Genomic DNA, 17,324 nt, shown 5'->3' on the forward strand with positions numbered 1-17,324 from the left:
CCGCTGATCGCCCGCAGGCGTCTTGCGGCAGGCTCAGCGATGCAAAACCATGAAGGCGGTGGCGGAAACTCTAACGCGACACAGCCACGGCGTCCAAGCCGGCGCCCGGGGACGCGTCCAGAAAGACGCCCAAAAAGGTGGACGATGATGACCACAGAACCCGACAGCCGTTTACCCTCGCTGCTGCATCCGACCATTCAGAACGCCGCCCGTACGCTGTCCTTGGTGGCAATCAGCGCGATCGGCTGCGCGGCGTTTTGGTCCGGTACCACTTCCAGAGGCCGTCTCCAAGACGAGCCCCCCGTCACGCTGCAGACCTTCCAAGTCAATCTCAATCAGGCCGCCGAGCACGAACTGATGCTGTTGCCGGGCGTCGGGCCACGAACCGCCCGGCGGATCTTACAGGACCGCGAAACGAACGGCCCTTTTCTCTCGCTCGACGATCTTCAACGTGTGCCCGGGATCGGCCCCAAAACGATCCAGGAAATCTCGCCGCACTGCGTCCCGATCGCCGCTGCAACCGCACCGCAGCAGGAAACGCTAGTCGCCGAGCGATAGGATCGTTTTTCATCGCCACCCTCCTGGCAGGAGGGTCGAGCGAAGCGAGGGGAGGTCGTCCAACACCCATTCGGACATCGCAGCAATGCCTCAAAAAACCTGGGGCCTGAGTGATTAGCCACTAAAATCCGCGAAGAACCCCCAGGGGGAGAGTGACGAAACTCCTTTTAATCTCCAACGACTTTAAAAACTGCACGACCTCGCCAGGGAGAGTGACTCTTGAAATGCATCGGCAGCTGAGCTTCAAATCAGCTGCTTGGCCGCGTCGCACAACGCTTGCGCGTCGGATTCCGACTCGGCTTCGGCGATCATCCGCACGATCGGTTCGGTGTTGCTGCCGCGGACCAGCAACCAGCGATCGGGCCAGGCCAGGCGCAGCCCGTCGCTTTCGTCGGCGCTGGCATCCGAGTATTTTTGGCGAAGCTTTTGAAAAAGTTCGGGCAAGCCATCGGTCGACACCGCCGCTTTGTCTTTGCAAATCGCCAGTCTCGGCAAGGCATCGGCCAATTCCGCCAACGACTTTCCGGTCGACGTCATCAGGTCCAAGACTTGCGCCATCGCGACAAAGCTATCGCGGACGTAACCGACACGCGGATCGATCGGTCCGCCGTTGCCTTCTCCGCCATAGGTGGCTCGGCTGGCGATCATCTTGTCGGCGACGTTGGCTTCCCCGACGGCGCTGCGATAGGCGGGAACCCCAGCCGCCGCGGCCAATCGTTCGCTCATTCCGCTGGTGGCCCCGTTGATCACGATGGGACCACGGGTGGCTTCATCGGCCAACGCGCGTTGCACACACAGCGCCAACGTGTACTCTTCGCCGATGTAGCGTCCGTCGCCATCGATCAACGCCAATCGATCGGCGTCGGGGTCTTGGCAAAATCCCACCACGCAACCCGATTGTGCGACCGTTTCGGCGACCCCGGCCAGATTCTCGGCGGTCGGTTCGGGGACATGTTCGAATTGACCGTCGGGGGTTTCGCCGAGCGCGGTCACGTCGCAACCGAGTGCCGTCAGCAATCGCACGCCCAACAAGCCCCCGGCGCCATGATTGCTGTCGATCAGCACCCGGTAGTTTGCCGCCCGGATCGCGTCGACGTCGACCGTCTTCAAGACCGCCTGCAAGTGAGGCGCGTGTGGATCGGGTTCACGCTGGGCCTGGCCGATTTGGTCAAAGGGGCACCAGGCGGCCGTCCCGCTCAGATACGCCTCACGAATTTTTGCGCCGGTGACCGCGTCGAGCACCCGCCCGTCGCCGCCGAACAGTTTGATGCCGTTGTACGGCGGCGGGTTATGGCTGGCCGAGATCTGGACGGCTCCGGCGGCACCCGTGTTTTTCACCAGCACACCGATGGTCGGCGTCGACGCCACATCGGCGTCGATCACATCGCGACCACAGGCCCGCAGCGAAGCGACGATCGCGTCTCGCAGCATCGGGCCGCTGCTGCGACCGTCTCGCCCGACGATGATGCTGCCCGCCGGCAATTCCGCCGCGAACGCCGCCACAAAGCTGCCCGCAACGACGGGTGTCAATGTTTCGCCGACAATTCCGCGTAGCCCGCTGACACTGATGATTAACTTGCTCATCCAAAGGTTCCGATTGCGCTAGAGATTCGGGACAAGGCGCCGTTACCGCCCATGGCACTTGGCCGACCGATCATTCGCTCAACCGGTCGTTGCAAAGCACATCAAAAAACAAATAGAATCGCCTGGGACCGAATCGACAAGAAGACGTTATCTGCCTCTCCCCTCCACCACAGGCACCCTCTTGATGAACGCTACCGATGCCCTGGCCGCTGCAAAACAAGCCTCGTCCGACGGAAAACTGAGCGAAACCGCTGTTGAGAACATTCAGTGTTGGCTGACCGAGGATCGCTATGCACAGTACCGCGATCAAGTCGCCGCCGAGATCGCCGAGGAAAAATGGCAGGCACTCGATGACGCGTTCTGGACGATTATCCCGTTCGGAACCGGGGGCCGCCGCGGCCGGATGTACCCGATCGGTTCCAACGCCATCAACGACCGAACCATCGGCGAGAGTGCCCAGGGACTGGCCGATTATGTGGTCGAGTACCACAAGGGGCAAAAAGACCTGTCCTGCGTGATCGCCTACGACACCCGGCACAAATCCCGCCACTTCGCCGAATTGTGTGCCGGAATCATGGTCGCGGCGGGATTCAAGGTCTACTTTCTGGACGACTATCGCGCCACGCCGCAATTGTCGTACGCGGTCCGATACAAGAACTGCGATTGCGGCATCATGGTCACCGCCAGCCACAATCCGCCCAGCGACAACGCCGTCAAAGTCTATTGGTCCAGCGGTGCGCAAGTCCTGCCGCCGCACGACAAAGCCATCATCGACGGGGTGATGAGCTGCGAAGAGATCCGCGTCGCCCCCTTCGATCAAGCCTTGGCCGAGGGGAAAGTCGAAATCATCACCAAAGAAATCGATGAGGCGTTCTTAAAGGTCACCGCCGAACAGGCGTTCAAAGGGTCGCGAGACGTCCGCATCCTGTACACGCCGCTGCACGGTGTCGGTGCCGAAGCCGTGATGCCGCTGTTGGCCGCCGACGGTTTCTCCGAGGTCGAAGTCTATGGCCCGCACGAGGAAAAAAGCGGCGACTTTCCCAACGTCCCCGGCCACGTTTCCAACCCCGAAAACAAAGCGGTCTTCGAAGCACCGATCGAACACGCCAAAGCCAACGGGTTCGATCTGATCCTGGCCACCGACCCGGATTGTGACCGATTGGGCGTCGCCGCCCCCAAGACGCTGGACGCCTCGGGAGAGTGGGGAACATTCAACGGAAACCAAATCGGCGCGTTGTTGGCCGACTACATCCTGGGCAAACGCAAAGAAGCGGGCACCCTGTCGGCCGATCACTACGTCGTCAAAACGCTGGTCACGACCGAGCTGATCCGCAGCCTGTGCGACAGCTACGGCGTCCAATGCATCAGCGACCTGTTGGTCGGATTCAAGTACATCGCCGAAGCCATGGACGCCAACGGCCCCGACAAATTTGTCTTCGGGACCGAGGAATCGCACGGGTACTTGGTCGGTCAGTATTGCCGCGACAAAGACGGCGCGGTCGCCTGCATGCTGCTCAGCGAATTGGCGGCCGAGCTAAAACAACGCGGCGTGTCGATGCACGACCACTTGGCCGAACTGTATCGCACCCACGGCCTGCACCAGGAATACTTGATCAACCTGGTGATGGAAGGCAGCGAGGGCATGGCCGCGATGCAACGGCTGATGAAGGCGTTTCGTGAAACCCCGCCCAAATCGATGGCCGGCATCCCCGTCACACGCGTTCGCGATTACCTCAACAGCGTCGCCACCGACACCGCCTCGGGAGAACAATCGCCGCTGGACGGCCCGGTCGGCAATCTGATCATCATGGACCTGGCCGAAGAAGGCAATTACGTGGCCGCACGTCCCAGCGGCACCGAACCCAAAATCAAACTCTACGTGTTCACCAAGCTGGGTGCCGACGAGTCGCAAGACCTGGACGCCGCCGCCGCGAAACTCGGCCAACGACTCGAGGCATTGGAATCCGACATGCGAACCTTCGCGAAAGAAAACAGCTGAGCGCTCACAACTCGTTCCAAGGCTCCGCCTTGGAACAAGATCGAAGTGGGGTAAGCATCCTGCTTGCCACCACCGACGGCTCTGCCGGCGGCCCCAGGAGGCAGTTGCCGTAGTTGCCGTAGGGCATGCTGTGCATGCCATGCATCACGCACAGCGTGACCTACCGCGCTACGGCAATTCCAGCAGCCGCTTGGACTCCTTCAACAAAAACTCGGCGTCCATGAACGGTTCGTAGCTGATGTCCTGCCAGCGGACACGGCCGGTCGCATCGATCAAAAACGTGCCGTGCAAGGGTTGGTCTTCGAAATCATCCCAGCAACGAAACGTCTTGAACACGTGCTGCTCGCCATCGGAATACAACGGCATTTCGAGCTTCTTGTCGAACGCTTTGATGCCCGTCATCAGATCGTCGGTCGTCTCGGTGCTGATGCCGACCAGATCGATCCCGGCCTTGCGAAAGTCCTCCACATGCGGCGCGAACGCGTGCAGTTGATCGACGCAGTGCAAGCATCCGAAACCGAGATAAAAGATCAGGATTTTGGGGCGATTGCCCAGTTCGATGTCCGTGACGACATCGCCCTCGGGCGTTTTCGCCTGCCACGATTCGGCCATGTAAGGCTGCCAGCGAAACGGCCCCAGATCGTCCAGCGGGGGACGGGCGCCGAGATCGCTTTCCGGTTCGGACTTCTCCCTCCAGTCGCCCTCTGCTCCAGCCGACTTCGCCAGCTCTGATAGCCCGGCCAGGATCGGGGTGTCCAGATCCGCTTCGGCGGCGACGGTTCGCAGCGTTTCAAACTGCTTTTTGGCCTCGTCCTGTTTGTCATCCTTCCAGAGCAGATCCACCAACACCGCCAACGGCAGCACTTCCGACGGCCCCGACTTGACCGCCCGCTCGGCCGCCTTGATCCCGGCGGAGCGGTCTCCGGCCAGCCCCAGCCACTGAGCCTCCATCGTCGCGTCCAGTTTTGCGGCCTTGAGATGCTTGTTCAGCGTTGCCAGGTCCTTGCGTTTCGCAGCCGCGGCCGCCGCAACCCGAGCGATCACCGCTCGCAATGATTCCAGTTCCTTCTTCAGCTCCTTCGAGTCTTCATCCTTGGTCGCGTCTTTCTCGGATGTGTCCTGGTCGGCCACATCCAACAGACGTGTTTGCAATTCGATTCGCTCGCGTTGCAGTCGCCGCAGTGTTTTTGCACCGTCGGTTTTGTGCCCGGCCATGAATTGTGCCACGCCCAACCAGCCGAGCTCATCGCGTCGTGTTTGTTCATGATCGGTCGGCGGCAAATATTGCCCCTGCATTTCGTCGATCAATTCCTGCCACAACCCGAAACGGGTCAGCGTTTGGACCAAGCGTTGCCGCCCATACTTGTGGCTGCCACGTTTTTCCAGCGAGTTGTAGTTCGGATGCTGGGGCAACGAAACCAGATTCCGCGCCAGATCCACGGCATCATTGACTCGTCCGATGTGAATCAGATTACGAACCAGCCATTCATTATTGTGGGCAAAGTTATGGATCTGGTCGGGCATCAAACGCGTGCGGATCATGTGCGAATGATCGACGCGCGCGGATGCTTCTTGCTGCCATGCGGCGTCGGAATAGCGTTTCAGTTTGGAATAGATGTGACCGGGCATGTGCCACATGTGCGCGATACCTGGACCGGCCGGCCCGCACTCGGCGGCCGAAACGAGTGCGTTGGCCGGACGTGCCGAGTCCCACAGGTGAATGCGGTAGTGGTGGGCAGGATGCGCGGGATTGGCGGCAAAGATCTCGCCCAACAATGCCTCGACGGCATAGCGGCTGGTCAGTTTGACACCGTAGCGGTCGCCCATCCAAAGCTGGACGACCAAAAACGCTTTGGCTTCGATGTCATCGGGATACTCGTGCAAGATTTTTTCAAGATCGGCGACATAGCGTTCCCCGCGTTTCTTCTTTTCATCTTTCTCACGATCCTTCTGATCTTTCGCCGGCTCGCTCTCCTTTTTGTCGTCGCCCTTGTCCTGTTTGGGCAAGAAACGATCGAGCGCGTCGATGTAGAGTTTTTCTCGTTTGGACGTGTTCTTCGCGGATTTCGCTTTTGCCTCATCGATGAATCCGCGTGCCCGGTCATCGTTGTTGACATTGGCCATCGCCATCCCCCAGTACGCGATGGCCAGTTCGGGGTCCTCCTTGGCGGCTTGGCGGAACGAGCGTTCGGCTTCCAGGTACCAGAACCCGTGAAGCTGGGCGATGCCTTGTTCAATGAACCCTTGGGCCGCATCATTTTTGGTCGACGTGGGGAATTCGATTTTCGCCATCCCCGGCATCATCACCGCGGCTTGCCGCGGGCCTTCGTTGAACGCTTCGCCGTGATAGCTGTGGCCGGCGGCGACGGAATCGGTCACCGGGACGTCAGCGGCCGGAGTGATCGAAACAAGCGATCCGGCGAGCACCGCGACGCAAAAAACGCGAGAAACAAACATGTTTGGATGTCAGCGAGTGGGGTGGGAAAGGTGGCGGGAGCCCGATTGTAATCGATCCGGACGTCATGGGCACTGGAACCCACCACGCCGTTTGTGACGCCCCCCATGCTGCCGATCAGACGCCGGCGCGAACCCGATGTGACCGGAGGTGTCCGATCGGTAGCGATCAATGCTACCAGCAGTGTTGAACGGGACCGGATCGGTCCCCGGCTTGTCTGATTCAGAGGGTTCGGTCCGTCGCTCGGTTTGCTTTCGACGGCTGATCCCTGGAGTCCGTGTCATCACAGCGGCTACTCGTGTGGGAGCAGCCGGACGCGGAATCTCGGATTTCACCAGACCACTCGTAGGAAATCCGTTTGGATAGGACGCCATGCGTCTTCTCGGGGCTTCGGCTCAACTGTGAAACGATGCAGGCAAGCTGATGATGCGACGAACCTCAAACCCGGAACAATTGCCACCGGCAAGATCAGGCCACAGCCGCTTGCCAGAGGCGAAGTAAACGAACCATCGAGCAACTCGCTGCCAAGCAGATGCTTTGTCAGCGCAAGCTGCCCGACCGTTCTCCGACGACGGGACTTCCTTCGCAACGAGAATGCTGACTTGACGCAGAACATGCCGACGGCGTGCCGCTCGCTGCGACGAAATAGAACTTTGTTTCGCCGCAGCGAGCCAGCCCCGCGGTCGCGTCTGATAAAACGTGGCGTAAGCTTCCAGCTTGCGAATGACACGTGGCGTAAGCTTCCAGCTTGCGATCCATCCCCGCCGCACGCTGGAAGCTTAGGCCACTTTGAAGGAATCATCGATGCGTGATCTTGATCTCTGGATGGCCCTGGGCGGCGGCGATTCGGTCCCCGACTTGGCGATCCGGATCGAAACGCTTGCCAACGCGCCGCTGCACCGGCGCGTTCCCTATTTCGCACGGTTGCTGCCTTTTGCGCATCACGCCGACGCGGACGTGCGCTCGGCGACGCTCAAAGCGTTTTCAGGCTGTGACGGCGCACGCACGCGGCGTGAATGGGTTGCCGCACTCGATGATGATTCGCCAGACGTGGTGACCGCAGCCCTTGGCGCGGTCGCGTCGGCGCCGTGCCGTTCGCTATTGGTCCACGCCCTGTTCCATCGCGGTCTCGAAGTACGAAAGGGCGCGGTCCCGATTGCGATGGGGCGAGTGCATCAGTGCCGCCCCCAGGGAAACAACGCCGACTTGCCACTCTTTTTGCTCGCCGATGCGCAGTGCCAACGTGTCGTCGTGGAACACTTGGACAATGCACAACTGGATCGGGTGCCGCTCGGGTTGCTGATCGAATTGCATCGTGCCGGCCAGCTTGACGATGTGCTGGCCCGCCGCTTGGTGTTAAAATCTTCTGCGGACGGATTGCTGGTGTTCCTTCGGGACGGCCTGTCCGATGCCGGCGGCGCTGATCCCGGTGATGATTCCGATGTCCGCTGGCTGATCGATTTATTCTGGGAGACGGGAGACCTAAACGACAACGATTATTCTTCGTCGCGTTATCCCCAAGGCGTGATCGCGTTTCTCCGCGAGTCGGTCGCCACCAAACGAGCCTTGTGGATGAACAAGAGGTTCGTGTTGATTTGCCAAGACATCGCACGGCAACACGGACATTGGAACCTGCAGATCGCTCAAACCTGCTTGCTGGGCATGGCGTCTGAAGCGGCATGGATGTATGAGAGCATCTTGCCGGTCGATGTCTTTCGCGCGTCGTTGCAGGTCTTTTACGCAAGCGGTCTGGCTCGAGAGGAAATCGGCGAGTCGATCGTCGACCAACTGCTGCGTCTGCCGTGCTGCCGACGACCGTCGGGACAACTCGACCTGTGGGTGATTGGCGCGTTGTTGCACTTGCGTCGCCGGGACGGATTCCAGCGTTTGCTGGGGGTCTACAAGATCAACCAGATTGCAGCCGGGTTCGACGAGCGTCCCGAAGAATCGGTGCGGCTGTTTTCGTATCCGGGTTCGACACGCGAGCGCAACGAACTGATTGAGGCGGTGTTCGCGCGGCGCAGCAAAGATCCACTTGCGGTCGCGGTGATGATGTGTGCCTTACCCGCCGACGGATTGGATTTCGCCGGGCGACTGACGGCTCACGACGCGGTGAAAACGCTTCATGCGCTGTCGGATTTGTGCACGACCCACGGGTGGTCGATTTCCACCAACAAATCCGCCGCCATCTCCCACCAACTCAAACAACGATTCTTCGCCGGTGCAACCCTCCACGGTGAAGCCTTTGCAGGTTTTCTGAATCAGTGGCTGCAAGGCAAGTGGAAGGGTGAAGGGGCGGACGGGGACGTCTCCGTCGACATGGACCACGTGATGGTGCGGCACTGCGCCACGTTTTCGATCGGCGTGAACGTCCTGACCGATGTCGTGCGATCCATGCAAAACACGTCCTTCGTCGGCTGGATGTTAGAGACCCTGCCGTCGCTGACGATCGCAAGATTCCTGTCGCTGATGCCCTCCTGCAGTGGCCTTTCGTATGCCTTGGAGATGACGTTGGCCAACGCGTTGGCCGATCACCGTGAGCCGGCAATCGCCCAATGGGCGGGTGACCGCATTGCGATTCGCGACTCTGGCATGAGCCGAAATCAGGCGCTTGAGACACTGGATCCGTCCAGCCAAATGACGCCAATCTCCGATGAGTTGGCCGAACAGCTCCGCACCGCCGCACCGCATCGCTTGGAATCGATCGTTCGACCGCTGGGCGCCGGTCGCCGCCAAGGCGTGGCGGCGGCGTTGGCTGATCGGCCCGACCCGGTTGATCACGACGAGCGGGTTTGGGGTTGTGTGGCGTTGCTCTGTTCGGGCGACGGCGTGGATGAAGTCGCGGCGGGTGTTGCACGCTTTTCGGTGGACCAAGAGCACATCATCAACGCCGCTGCCGCCGAACTGGCCTCTTTCGGTGACCTCGCCAAGCTGGGGATTTTTGGGCTGGCTGTGATGTTTCGCTGGGAAGCCGCCGCGTTTGCATTCGGCGAACGCTCCATGCAGGATGACACTGAATGTCTTGCATGGCTCCGTCTGGCAGACGACCTTCCCTGCAAAATACTCTCGCGAGACGTCATTCAATGCGTCGCCCGCGTGTTGGCTCTGTGGATCGCGCGCGATCGCGTTCGCGCAATCGAATTGCTGACCGAAACCCACTTGGCGGCTTGGCTGGAACAGTTGCAGACTCCCCACGGCAAGCCAGCGGCCGGAGTGCTGATGCGGGCGTTCAAAGCAAATCTCAATCGCCCCGCCTTCGTGGCGCTGCGCGATCGAGCCGCTGAGATTCTGCCCAACTTGTCCGAATCACTTCAATTTCAACTCCGTTCCTGGGTCGACGCGACCGACCTCGGTTCGATGGCGATTAGCGCTCGTGTCCAAAAGGTATCCAGCAGCCCTGACGTCGCCCAGGCAATCGCCAGTTGCACCGATCTGGATCAATTGACACAGTGGCTCGCCGAGCGAAACAGCGGGATCGTCAGCGACGCCGCGGTCCGTCTGGTTGAACTCGGCCGACCGGGCATCGAACGTTTGGTGATCACGCTGAAACAGCCGACGCCGGTGCGTTGTGTTTCGATCATCGCAGAAACCATTTCGCTATGGCCTGCCGAGACGATCAACGTCGTGCAAACGTTGATCGATGATGAAGCGGGGCTGCCCGATTCGGTGCGTTTCCTCGTCGCGTTGGAGGCGTTGGATGCTTTCGGAACGGAAACGGCCGAACCCCAAGGCATCGGGGTCGCACCGACCCTGGACCTCATCTCACAGTTGCTGCTCCGCCCTTGTGATCAGTCATGGGTTCATGTGCTGGACATGAAACGGTTGCTGCAATGGCTGTCGCCGACCACCAAGGATTCCTATGCGTCATTGTGGATCGACTCCCCGCATCCCAACGTGTACCGATTCGCGGTCGCCCACCAAATCGCCAACCTGAACATGCTCGGCGACGAAGAAACCTCAAACGCTTTGGCTGTCGAAGCGGACCTTGAGAAATTTCTGCGGCACGGAACCGATCGCGATTCCGTTTATCGCGTCGTGGCATCGGTCGCACTCGCCCGTCGAGGCAACTGGGTGGGCTTTCCGATCCTGTTGGCTCATCGGCTTTCCAAAGCGTATGGAGCCCCCAACGATCCGCTGGAACAATTGCCCGACACGTTCTGCCCAGACGAACTGGTGGTCGAAACGGCTCAGTCGTTGTTGATGGCGGGCCCGAAGGTGATCGGGGAATCAGAAATCGCCTCAGTGATCGATTTCTACCGCAGCAGCGAAAACGTGGTCGCCGCCGGGAATCTGGTCATGCGTGAAGCGATGGATGAAAACGTTCGTCAATCGGCTGCCCGTCAGATGCGCAGCGAGCTACACCGCCAAGCCAAACTGCGCCGCATCGCCAACGTCTTCCAACGCGGCATTCGGCTCGGCCGGGAGTTGACCGGTCGGCTGTTTTCCATCGAAATGATCGGCGGGTCCGATTTCGGCTACACGCGATTAAACGAGGACCGCGTGTACATCAATCCGATGCCGTTGCTCAATGGCACCGCCAATGCCGAAGACATCGTGGAAGGATTGATCTTGCATGAGTTCGGGCACCACCTCTACCACCGGGGCCCCCAGCAACAAGCCGTATGGGAGGAAGCGGATTCGATCGGGATGGGCAGACTGCTGAATCTGGTGTCCGACGAGCACCTGGAACGCAACCTCCGTGCACTCGACCGGTCCTATGGCGACCAACTGAAACGTTTGGGTGCCTACGCCTTCAATCGCAGTGCCAAAGAATTTGACGTCGACTACATCCTGGAATTGCTCGGCCGACACACCGCCGGCGTGCTGCAAGCCCATCCTCCCGCGGTCGCCCGCAACCCGGCGTGTTTGCGAGTTCGTGGCGGCAGCTTGTTGCAGGAATTGGAACGCTCCGGCAGCAGCTTTTCGCGATTCTTTCGCGCCTTGCGTCTGGGGCTGGGAAATCGTCACAACGACCCGAAAGTCGCCGAGGCCTTGGCGCTGTTTGACAAAGGATTCCGCAAACTGAGAATGCCGCAATTGCTGGACATCTGCAAACGACTTCATCAAATCTTCGGCGACGAAGCATGCATGCAGCGGTGCTTGTCGGCGGACGATTTGATCGCCGACCCCGACGGCGATCTGATCATCAAGGCCGACGGAATTTCCAACGACGACATCCAGTCGGAGATCCACCGGATCAAGCGAAAGCCCAGTGAGTCGAACGATTCGGGCAGCGGCAGACGCATTCGTGCGATCAATGTCGGCGAAGATCTGCACTTTGATTTGCTGACCCAGATCCGCCGTTTGCCGTTTCACCCTGCAACCTACCGTCCCTATTCCCAGCAGGTCGCGGCGGCTTCGAGACGGTTTCGTGATTTTCTGCGTGACTTGGGACTCAGTCGCGTGCGGTGCCCGCGGCGAATTCGGGGACGACAGGTCGACGCCGCACGGTTGAAAGATTTGGTGCTCAAGGGCGACCCCCGCGTGCTCGTCGCACGTGAGCAGCGGTACCACAATGACTTGTTCTTGTCGGTGGTCGTCGACTGCAGCGGGTCGATGGAATTTGGCGACAACCTGTCCAAAGCACAACTGTTTGCCGCGATGATGGCCGAAGCGTGTCGCGACTTGGATGGCGTCGATCTGCGTTTGTTTGGGTTCACCGACACAGAAATCTATGACGCCGGCGATGCGCGTCGTCCCGCCGTCGCCGAATTTCGTGCCGGTGGAGGAAACAACGACGCCGCGGCGCTCTGGCATGCTTCGGAGGTTGCGTCACAATCCAAACGCAGTGCCAAGGTGGTGGTGATGATCAGCGACGGACTGCCGACCGAATGCAGCACCGAAGCGCTCAAGGCACTCGTCGCTCGACTGTCACGCCGCGGCGATTTGGTGTGTGCCCAAGTCGCCGTTCAACCGCTGGCGGAAGTTTGCTTTTCACACTACATCGAATTGACGGACGCCGACACGATGGTCTCGGTGCAACGATTCGGTGCGATCGTCGCGAGACTGGTCAAAGGCATTTTATAAGAACCGAGGAAGTGATCATGGAGAAATGGAACATTGACGACCTTTCGGTTGGCATGCTGGTCGAAGCGACGTTTTGGGCCAACCCGGTCGAGTCGAGCGACTTTCGCTTTCGCGCAACGCACCTGGACGGGCGTCGAGCCCCAAAAGTCGTGCTTTGCGACGACATGCGAATCGTTGCCGGAACGCCCTGCCGCGTCAGAATCAAAGCGATCAAGAAACCGGCGCGTGAGGACCGCGGATCGATCGAAGTCGAATTTGATCGTCTGCTCGAGTTTCGACTCGATGGCGTGTACCTGGACCCGCTGGTCTCCAAAAAACTTCAAGTGCTGTTGGAAAGCGGTCTGAACATTTTGCTCGACGGCCCACAGGGCTGTGGAAAAACCGTGACCGCGCGATCGATCGCCGAAACGCTGGGGATGGAGTTTGTGTTTTTCAATTGCGGCGCCGTCATCGACGCGACCGACTTTTTGGCGACGATCCAAGTTCGCGCGTCAGAATCCGGATCGCCCGTGACCGACTTCACCAAAACCGAAGTCTTGGAAGCCCTGGAGCATGCGATCGAGGCTCCGGAAAAACGATTCCTGGTGTTTTTGGACGAACTGAATCGGTGTCCCGAAAGTGCCCGCAACGCGCTGATGCCCGCGCTCGATTCATCACGCCGACTGTTTCATCCGATCGAAAACCGGTTCATCCGAATCGGCGACAACGTTCAATTCGTCGCGGCGGTCAATCGCGGCAGCGAGTTCTCGGCGACCTTTGGGATCGATGCCGCGCAACTGGATCGATTCGCGCCGGTGCAAATGGATTACTTGCCGGCGCCCGAGGAGGTCAAACTACTGAAGTCACGACACCCCGAGTTGAGCGAAGCGATCCTGAAACGAATCGTCAGCCTGGCGGGGAAAGTCCGCGGCGCCGCCGAAATCCCGGGCGGTTTATCCGTCCGGGCGACCGACGAAGTCTGTGTCTATCTGAAGCATCCCCTGTTTTCCGAGCAGCCGCACAAGGACCTGCCCGAGATTTTGAAGTCGTCTTTCTGCGGTCGGTTTGCCGGACGCTGGGACGACGTCACGACCGATGCGGGAGCCGTCTGGGCGCTGATCCAGCGGGGGGCGACGAAAGAGGCTTGATGGGCAGCGTGTGATAGTTCACGATGGAGTGACAGAACCGTATTCCTTCCTGAACGAACCGATGACCGAATCGATCTCAAAAGTGGCAGAGCGTGCGGGGCAATTCTTCATGGGACAATCACCGATCCATCAAGCCATGCTGCGCCTGACCAAGACGCTCGGCGAAATGCAAATCCCCTTTGCAATCGCAGGCGCGATGGCCGCCAATGCTCACGGTCATCGGCGAACAACGGCCGATATCGATATCCTGATTCGCGGCGAAGACTTGGAAAAGTTCAAACAGCAGTACATCGGTCGCGGCTGGGTCAACAAGTTCGAAGGTTCCAAGAACTTCCGCGACGCCGTGTGCGGGGTCGACATTGATGCGTTGATCGTCGGCGGTTATCCCGGCGATGGACTGCCCAAACCGGTTTCCTTCCCCGAGCCGGAACGCGTCTCGGAAGTCAAGGAGGACGGGATCCCGTTCGTCTCCTTGAAGACGTTGCTGGAGCTGAAACTGGCCAGCGGCATGACGGCATCGCATCGCATGCAAGACATGGCTGATGTGATGAACCTGATTCGCGCCAACGGCTTGCCAAAGGACTTCGCCGAAAACCTGGAACCCTACGTCGCCGAAAAGTTCGGCGAGATGTGGCAAGCGGCGCAAATCAGCGATGAACATTAGTCGGTAGGTGACGCTGTGCGTCACGGTCCGATGTGACGCACAGCGTCACCTACCTCGCGATCACTCGTACTTCCATTTCAAAATCCAGGGGTCGTCAAACTCCTTTTGCATCGCCTTCAGTTTGGCTTTGTACGTTTCCAAGACATCCGCATGGCCGGGGCTGGTCGCCAGGTTCGTCGATTCGTTCGGATCGGTTCGCATGTCGTACAATTCAAACTCCGGTCGTTGGACGTAGCGGCCGACCGTCATCTGTCCGTACGGTGCATCGTCGCCCTTGGCCAGTTGGGCTTGCCAACTGCTGGCGGCCCACAAGTCCGACGCGAAGGGGTAGGGAAGCGGATGGGCGATGTTCCAAATCAGTTTGAAGTCGTTGTCGCGAACGACACGCATCGGATAATACATTTGGATTTCATGAAACGTGTGCGACGCCATGATGGTTTCATGATGTGGCTTCGTCGGTTCGGCCAACACCGGCATCCATGATTTGCCGTGGTAGGAAACAAACGGTTTGTTCCCGTTGCGATTTTCCTTCAGCGCCTCACCGCGTTCTTTCCAAAACTTGTTGGCGTTCAAGGGATTCTTGGGGCCGTTGGTCTGGGCATCCAATCCGCCGGCAAAATCGAGCAGACTGGGCGTGATATCGATGTGGCTGATCAAGGCTTGTGATTCGACTCCGCGATCGGTCTGATACGGATCGCGGACGACAAACGGAACCCGCAAACCGCCTTCATAGACCGTCGTTTTCCCGCCGGCGAACGCCATCCCATGGTCGCTGGTGAAGACAATCATCGTTTTGTCGTACAGATCGGCCTCTTTCAAGATTTCGACCAGCCGTGCGACTCCCGCGTCGATCCGCGAACAGGACTGGTAGTACTGCGCCAACTCTTCACGCGTTTCGGGCGTGTCGGGCAAAAACGGCGGCACCGTCACCTCGGCCGGATCAAAGAAGACCTCGTCGACGCCGGGGAAAGCCCCACGGTTCGGCTTATTTCCGAACAGATTGGGTTTCAGCTCGCGCTCGCTCGATTTGTCAACGCCGCCGCCTCGGTGGGGATCGGACGTCGCAAAGTACAAAAAGAACGGTCGCTCGTCGTCCTGGTCGGTCAAGAAGGCTTTGGACGTCTCAGCCATCTCGACCGCGTTGCGTGAGTTCGCCTTGAGATAGGTTTCGAACTGATAAACCGTCTCTGGAGCGACGTGGTATTTGCCGATCTGGCCGGTGCGATAGCCGGCCCGTTGCATCACCCGCGGCAGCGAGAGTGACACGACGTCATGAAACGAAGCAAATTTGTGATAGTGATGTTGGTGTCCGAATTGTCCGTTGCGGTGATTGTGCAAACCGCTCATCACCACGCTGCGGCTGGCGCTGCAGGAGGCGGTGGTTGCAAAGGCGTTTCGAAAGACGACGCCATCGGCCGCCAACGCATCGATCGCCGGGGTTCTGGCCGCCGCGTCGCCGTAACATCCCAGCGTCGGACTTTCATCGTCGGTGATGATGAAGATGACGTTTCGTTCGGCGGCTTGGCCAACCGTTGTCACGGAGAACCATGAAGTGCTGAGCAGGAGGAGGGAAAACACAATTCGGGCAGACGCAATTCGAACGGGCATCGGAGCTTTGCTTGGGGGCGAGAAAGGGGGGGGAAAGAATGGCAGGCTCGGTATTCTAGTCCAACTCGGACCGTCGAGCGCGCGGGGGCTGAGACCGGAACGGGATAGGCGGGAGGCGGAGCCTCGAAGACAGCGTGTTCCCAGGCAGGAGCCTGGGAACAAGGGGATGCTGACAGCGTGTTCCCAGGCAGGAGCCTGGGAACAAGGGGATGCTGACAGCGTGCTCCCAGGCGAGAGCCTGGGTGTTAGCGGAAGGGCGCAAGCCCTCCGGTTCCGCACCTTTGCAGAAACACCGGAGGGCTCGCGCCCTGCCGCTAACAATTCGTTCACGGCGTCGGGCGGAGCCCGGGAACGGGCTGGGCGGGAGGCAGAGCCTGGAAGACAGCGTGTTCCCAGGCAAGAGCCTGGGAACAAGGGAAATCTTAGATGCCCATCTGGGCGAGCATGTCGGCGATCCGGCCGACGGTTCGCGTCAGCACGGGATGGGACTCTTGAAAGGCGTCGGTTTGCTCTTGCAGCCGTTTTGCGAGGGACGCCGAATCCACCTCTTGTTCGTCCAGGGTGCTGGAGATCTCCGTCGCGGCGCGGCGGAGCCGCTCCGCCTCATCGGGCTCCAGCGTCTCAATCGACTCCAGCGCCGTGTGGAGTTGTCGGAGGGCTTCTTCGAGTTCGTTTCGCATTGCAGGGCTGTTCTCGCCAAATCGCTTTCACAGGGGTGGGACACGCCCACCATTAGACTATTCCGAGGACGCGTCTGCAAACTCCCCCAAGATGTCCATCGTCGAGACGATGCCGACCAATCGGCCGTTCTCATCCAAGACGGGCAAGTGGTGGATCTGGTCTTTCAGCATCCTTCGCACCGCTTTGATGATCGTCGCCTTCGAGTCCACCGTGGAAACGGTTTCACTCATAAACGACTGCACCGACTCACTGCCCATGCTGTGGATCAGTTTTTCGACCAGGAAACGTTGGCTGGCCGGATCGGCATGATCCAGTTCGTAGACGTCATCATCGACATCACGCGTCATGTCGACCAAATCCGACGTCGACAAAATTCCGACACAGTGATCATCATTGTCGACAACCGGCAGCGTGGAGACCCGATTTTCTTCCATCAAGATCAAGGCTTCATGAATCGTGCCCGCCGCGTTGATCGTGACGACATCACGGTTCATGATGTCTTTGATTGGCCGGGTATAAACATCTTGTTGGGCAACCATCGTTGTGTCCCTTGTGAAAAAAACGTCGGCGAGTGCAGAACTTGTTATACCGATCGTTTTCCGCACATACTGTGCCAGCAAG

Annotated in this window: 10 protein-coding genes; 5 read left to right on the top strand and 5 right to left on the bottom strand. The window is 59.5% G+C overall.

Annotated elements, in window-relative coordinates:
• Positions 1–144 precede the first annotated feature (144 nt).
• Positions 145–558, top strand: coding sequence for a ComEA family DNA-binding protein (locus Enr13x_RS29095; RefSeq protein WP_197455431.1), 414 nt, complete (start codon positions 145–147; stop codon positions 556–558).
• A 243-nt stretch (positions 559–801) separates the two neighbouring features.
• Here the strand turns inward: Enr13x_RS29095 and glmM are convergent, their stop codons facing one another.
• Positions 802–2,142 carry a phosphoglucosamine mutase gene (gene glmM / locus Enr13x_RS29100; protein WP_145390355.1) on the bottom strand — a complete coding sequence of 447 codons (1,341 nt, stop codon included), beginning with the start codon at positions 2,140–2,142 and terminating at the stop codon, positions 802–804.
• 184 nt (positions 2,143–2,326) lie between these two features.
• On the opposite strand from glmM, the gene Enr13x_RS29105 reads away from it, so the two are divergent.
• Positions 2,327–4,141, top strand: coding sequence for a phospho-sugar mutase (locus Enr13x_RS29105; RefSeq protein ID WP_145390356.1), 1,815 nt, complete (start codon positions 2,327–2,329; stop codon positions 4,139–4,141).
• A gap of 168 nt (positions 4,142–4,309) precedes the next feature.
• Here Enr13x_RS29105 and Enr13x_RS29110 read toward each other — a convergent pair whose 3' ends face one another.
• Positions 4,310–6,598, bottom strand: coding sequence for a redoxin domain-containing protein (locus Enr13x_RS29110; RefSeq protein WP_145390357.1), 2,289 nt, complete (start codon positions 6,596–6,598; stop codon positions 4,310–4,312).
• An 802-nt stretch (positions 6,599–7,400) separates the two neighbouring features.
• Between Enr13x_RS29110 and Enr13x_RS29115 the strand changes: the two genes are divergently transcribed.
• From Enr13x_RS29115 to Enr13x_RS29125, 3 genes are all read left to right on the top strand, one after another.
• Positions 7,401–12,623, top strand: coding sequence for a VWA domain-containing protein (locus tag Enr13x_RS29115; protein ID WP_145390358.1), 5,223 nt, complete (start codon positions 7,401–7,403; stop codon positions 12,621–12,623).
• A 17-nt stretch (positions 12,624–12,640) separates the two neighbouring features.
• Positions 12,641–13,750, top strand: coding sequence for an AAA family ATPase (locus tag Enr13x_RS29120; protein ID WP_197455432.1), 1,110 nt, complete (start codon positions 12,641–12,643; stop codon positions 13,748–13,750).
• 61 nt (positions 13,751–13,811) lie between these two features.
• Positions 13,812–14,414 carry a hypothetical protein gene (locus Enr13x_RS29125; RefSeq protein WP_145390360.1) on the top strand — a complete coding sequence of 201 codons (603 nt, stop codon included), beginning with the start codon at positions 13,812–13,814 and terminating at the stop codon, positions 14,412–14,414.
• Positions 14,415–14,474: 60 nt separating this feature from the next.
• Here Enr13x_RS29125 and Enr13x_RS29130 read toward each other — a convergent pair whose 3' ends face one another.
• The 3 genes from Enr13x_RS29130 to Enr13x_RS29140 form a co-directional block, all read right to left on the bottom strand.
• Positions 14,475–16,022: a sulfatase family protein gene (locus tag Enr13x_RS29130; protein WP_145390361.1), complete on the bottom strand. Its 1,548-nt coding sequence runs from the start codon at positions 16,020–16,022 to the stop codon at positions 14,475–14,477.
• A 422-nt stretch (positions 16,023–16,444) separates the two neighbouring features.
• On the bottom strand, positions 16,445–16,702 hold the full coding sequence (locus Enr13x_RS29135; protein ID WP_145390362.1) for a DUF4404 family protein: 258 nt from the start codon (positions 16,700–16,702) through the stop codon (positions 16,445–16,447).
• A gap of 57 nt (positions 16,703–16,759) precedes the next feature.
• Entirely contained in the window at positions 16,760–17,242 is a 483-nt protein-coding gene (locus tag Enr13x_RS29140; RefSeq protein WP_145390363.1) for a CBS domain-containing protein, read from the bottom strand.
• Positions 17,243–17,324: the final 82 nt, after the last annotated feature.

The organism is Stieleria neptunia (genome assembly GCF_007754155.1).
In the GTDB taxonomy this organism is placed as follows: domain Bacteria; phylum Planctomycetota; class Planctomycetia; order Pirellulales; family Pirellulaceae; genus Stieleria; species Stieleria neptunia.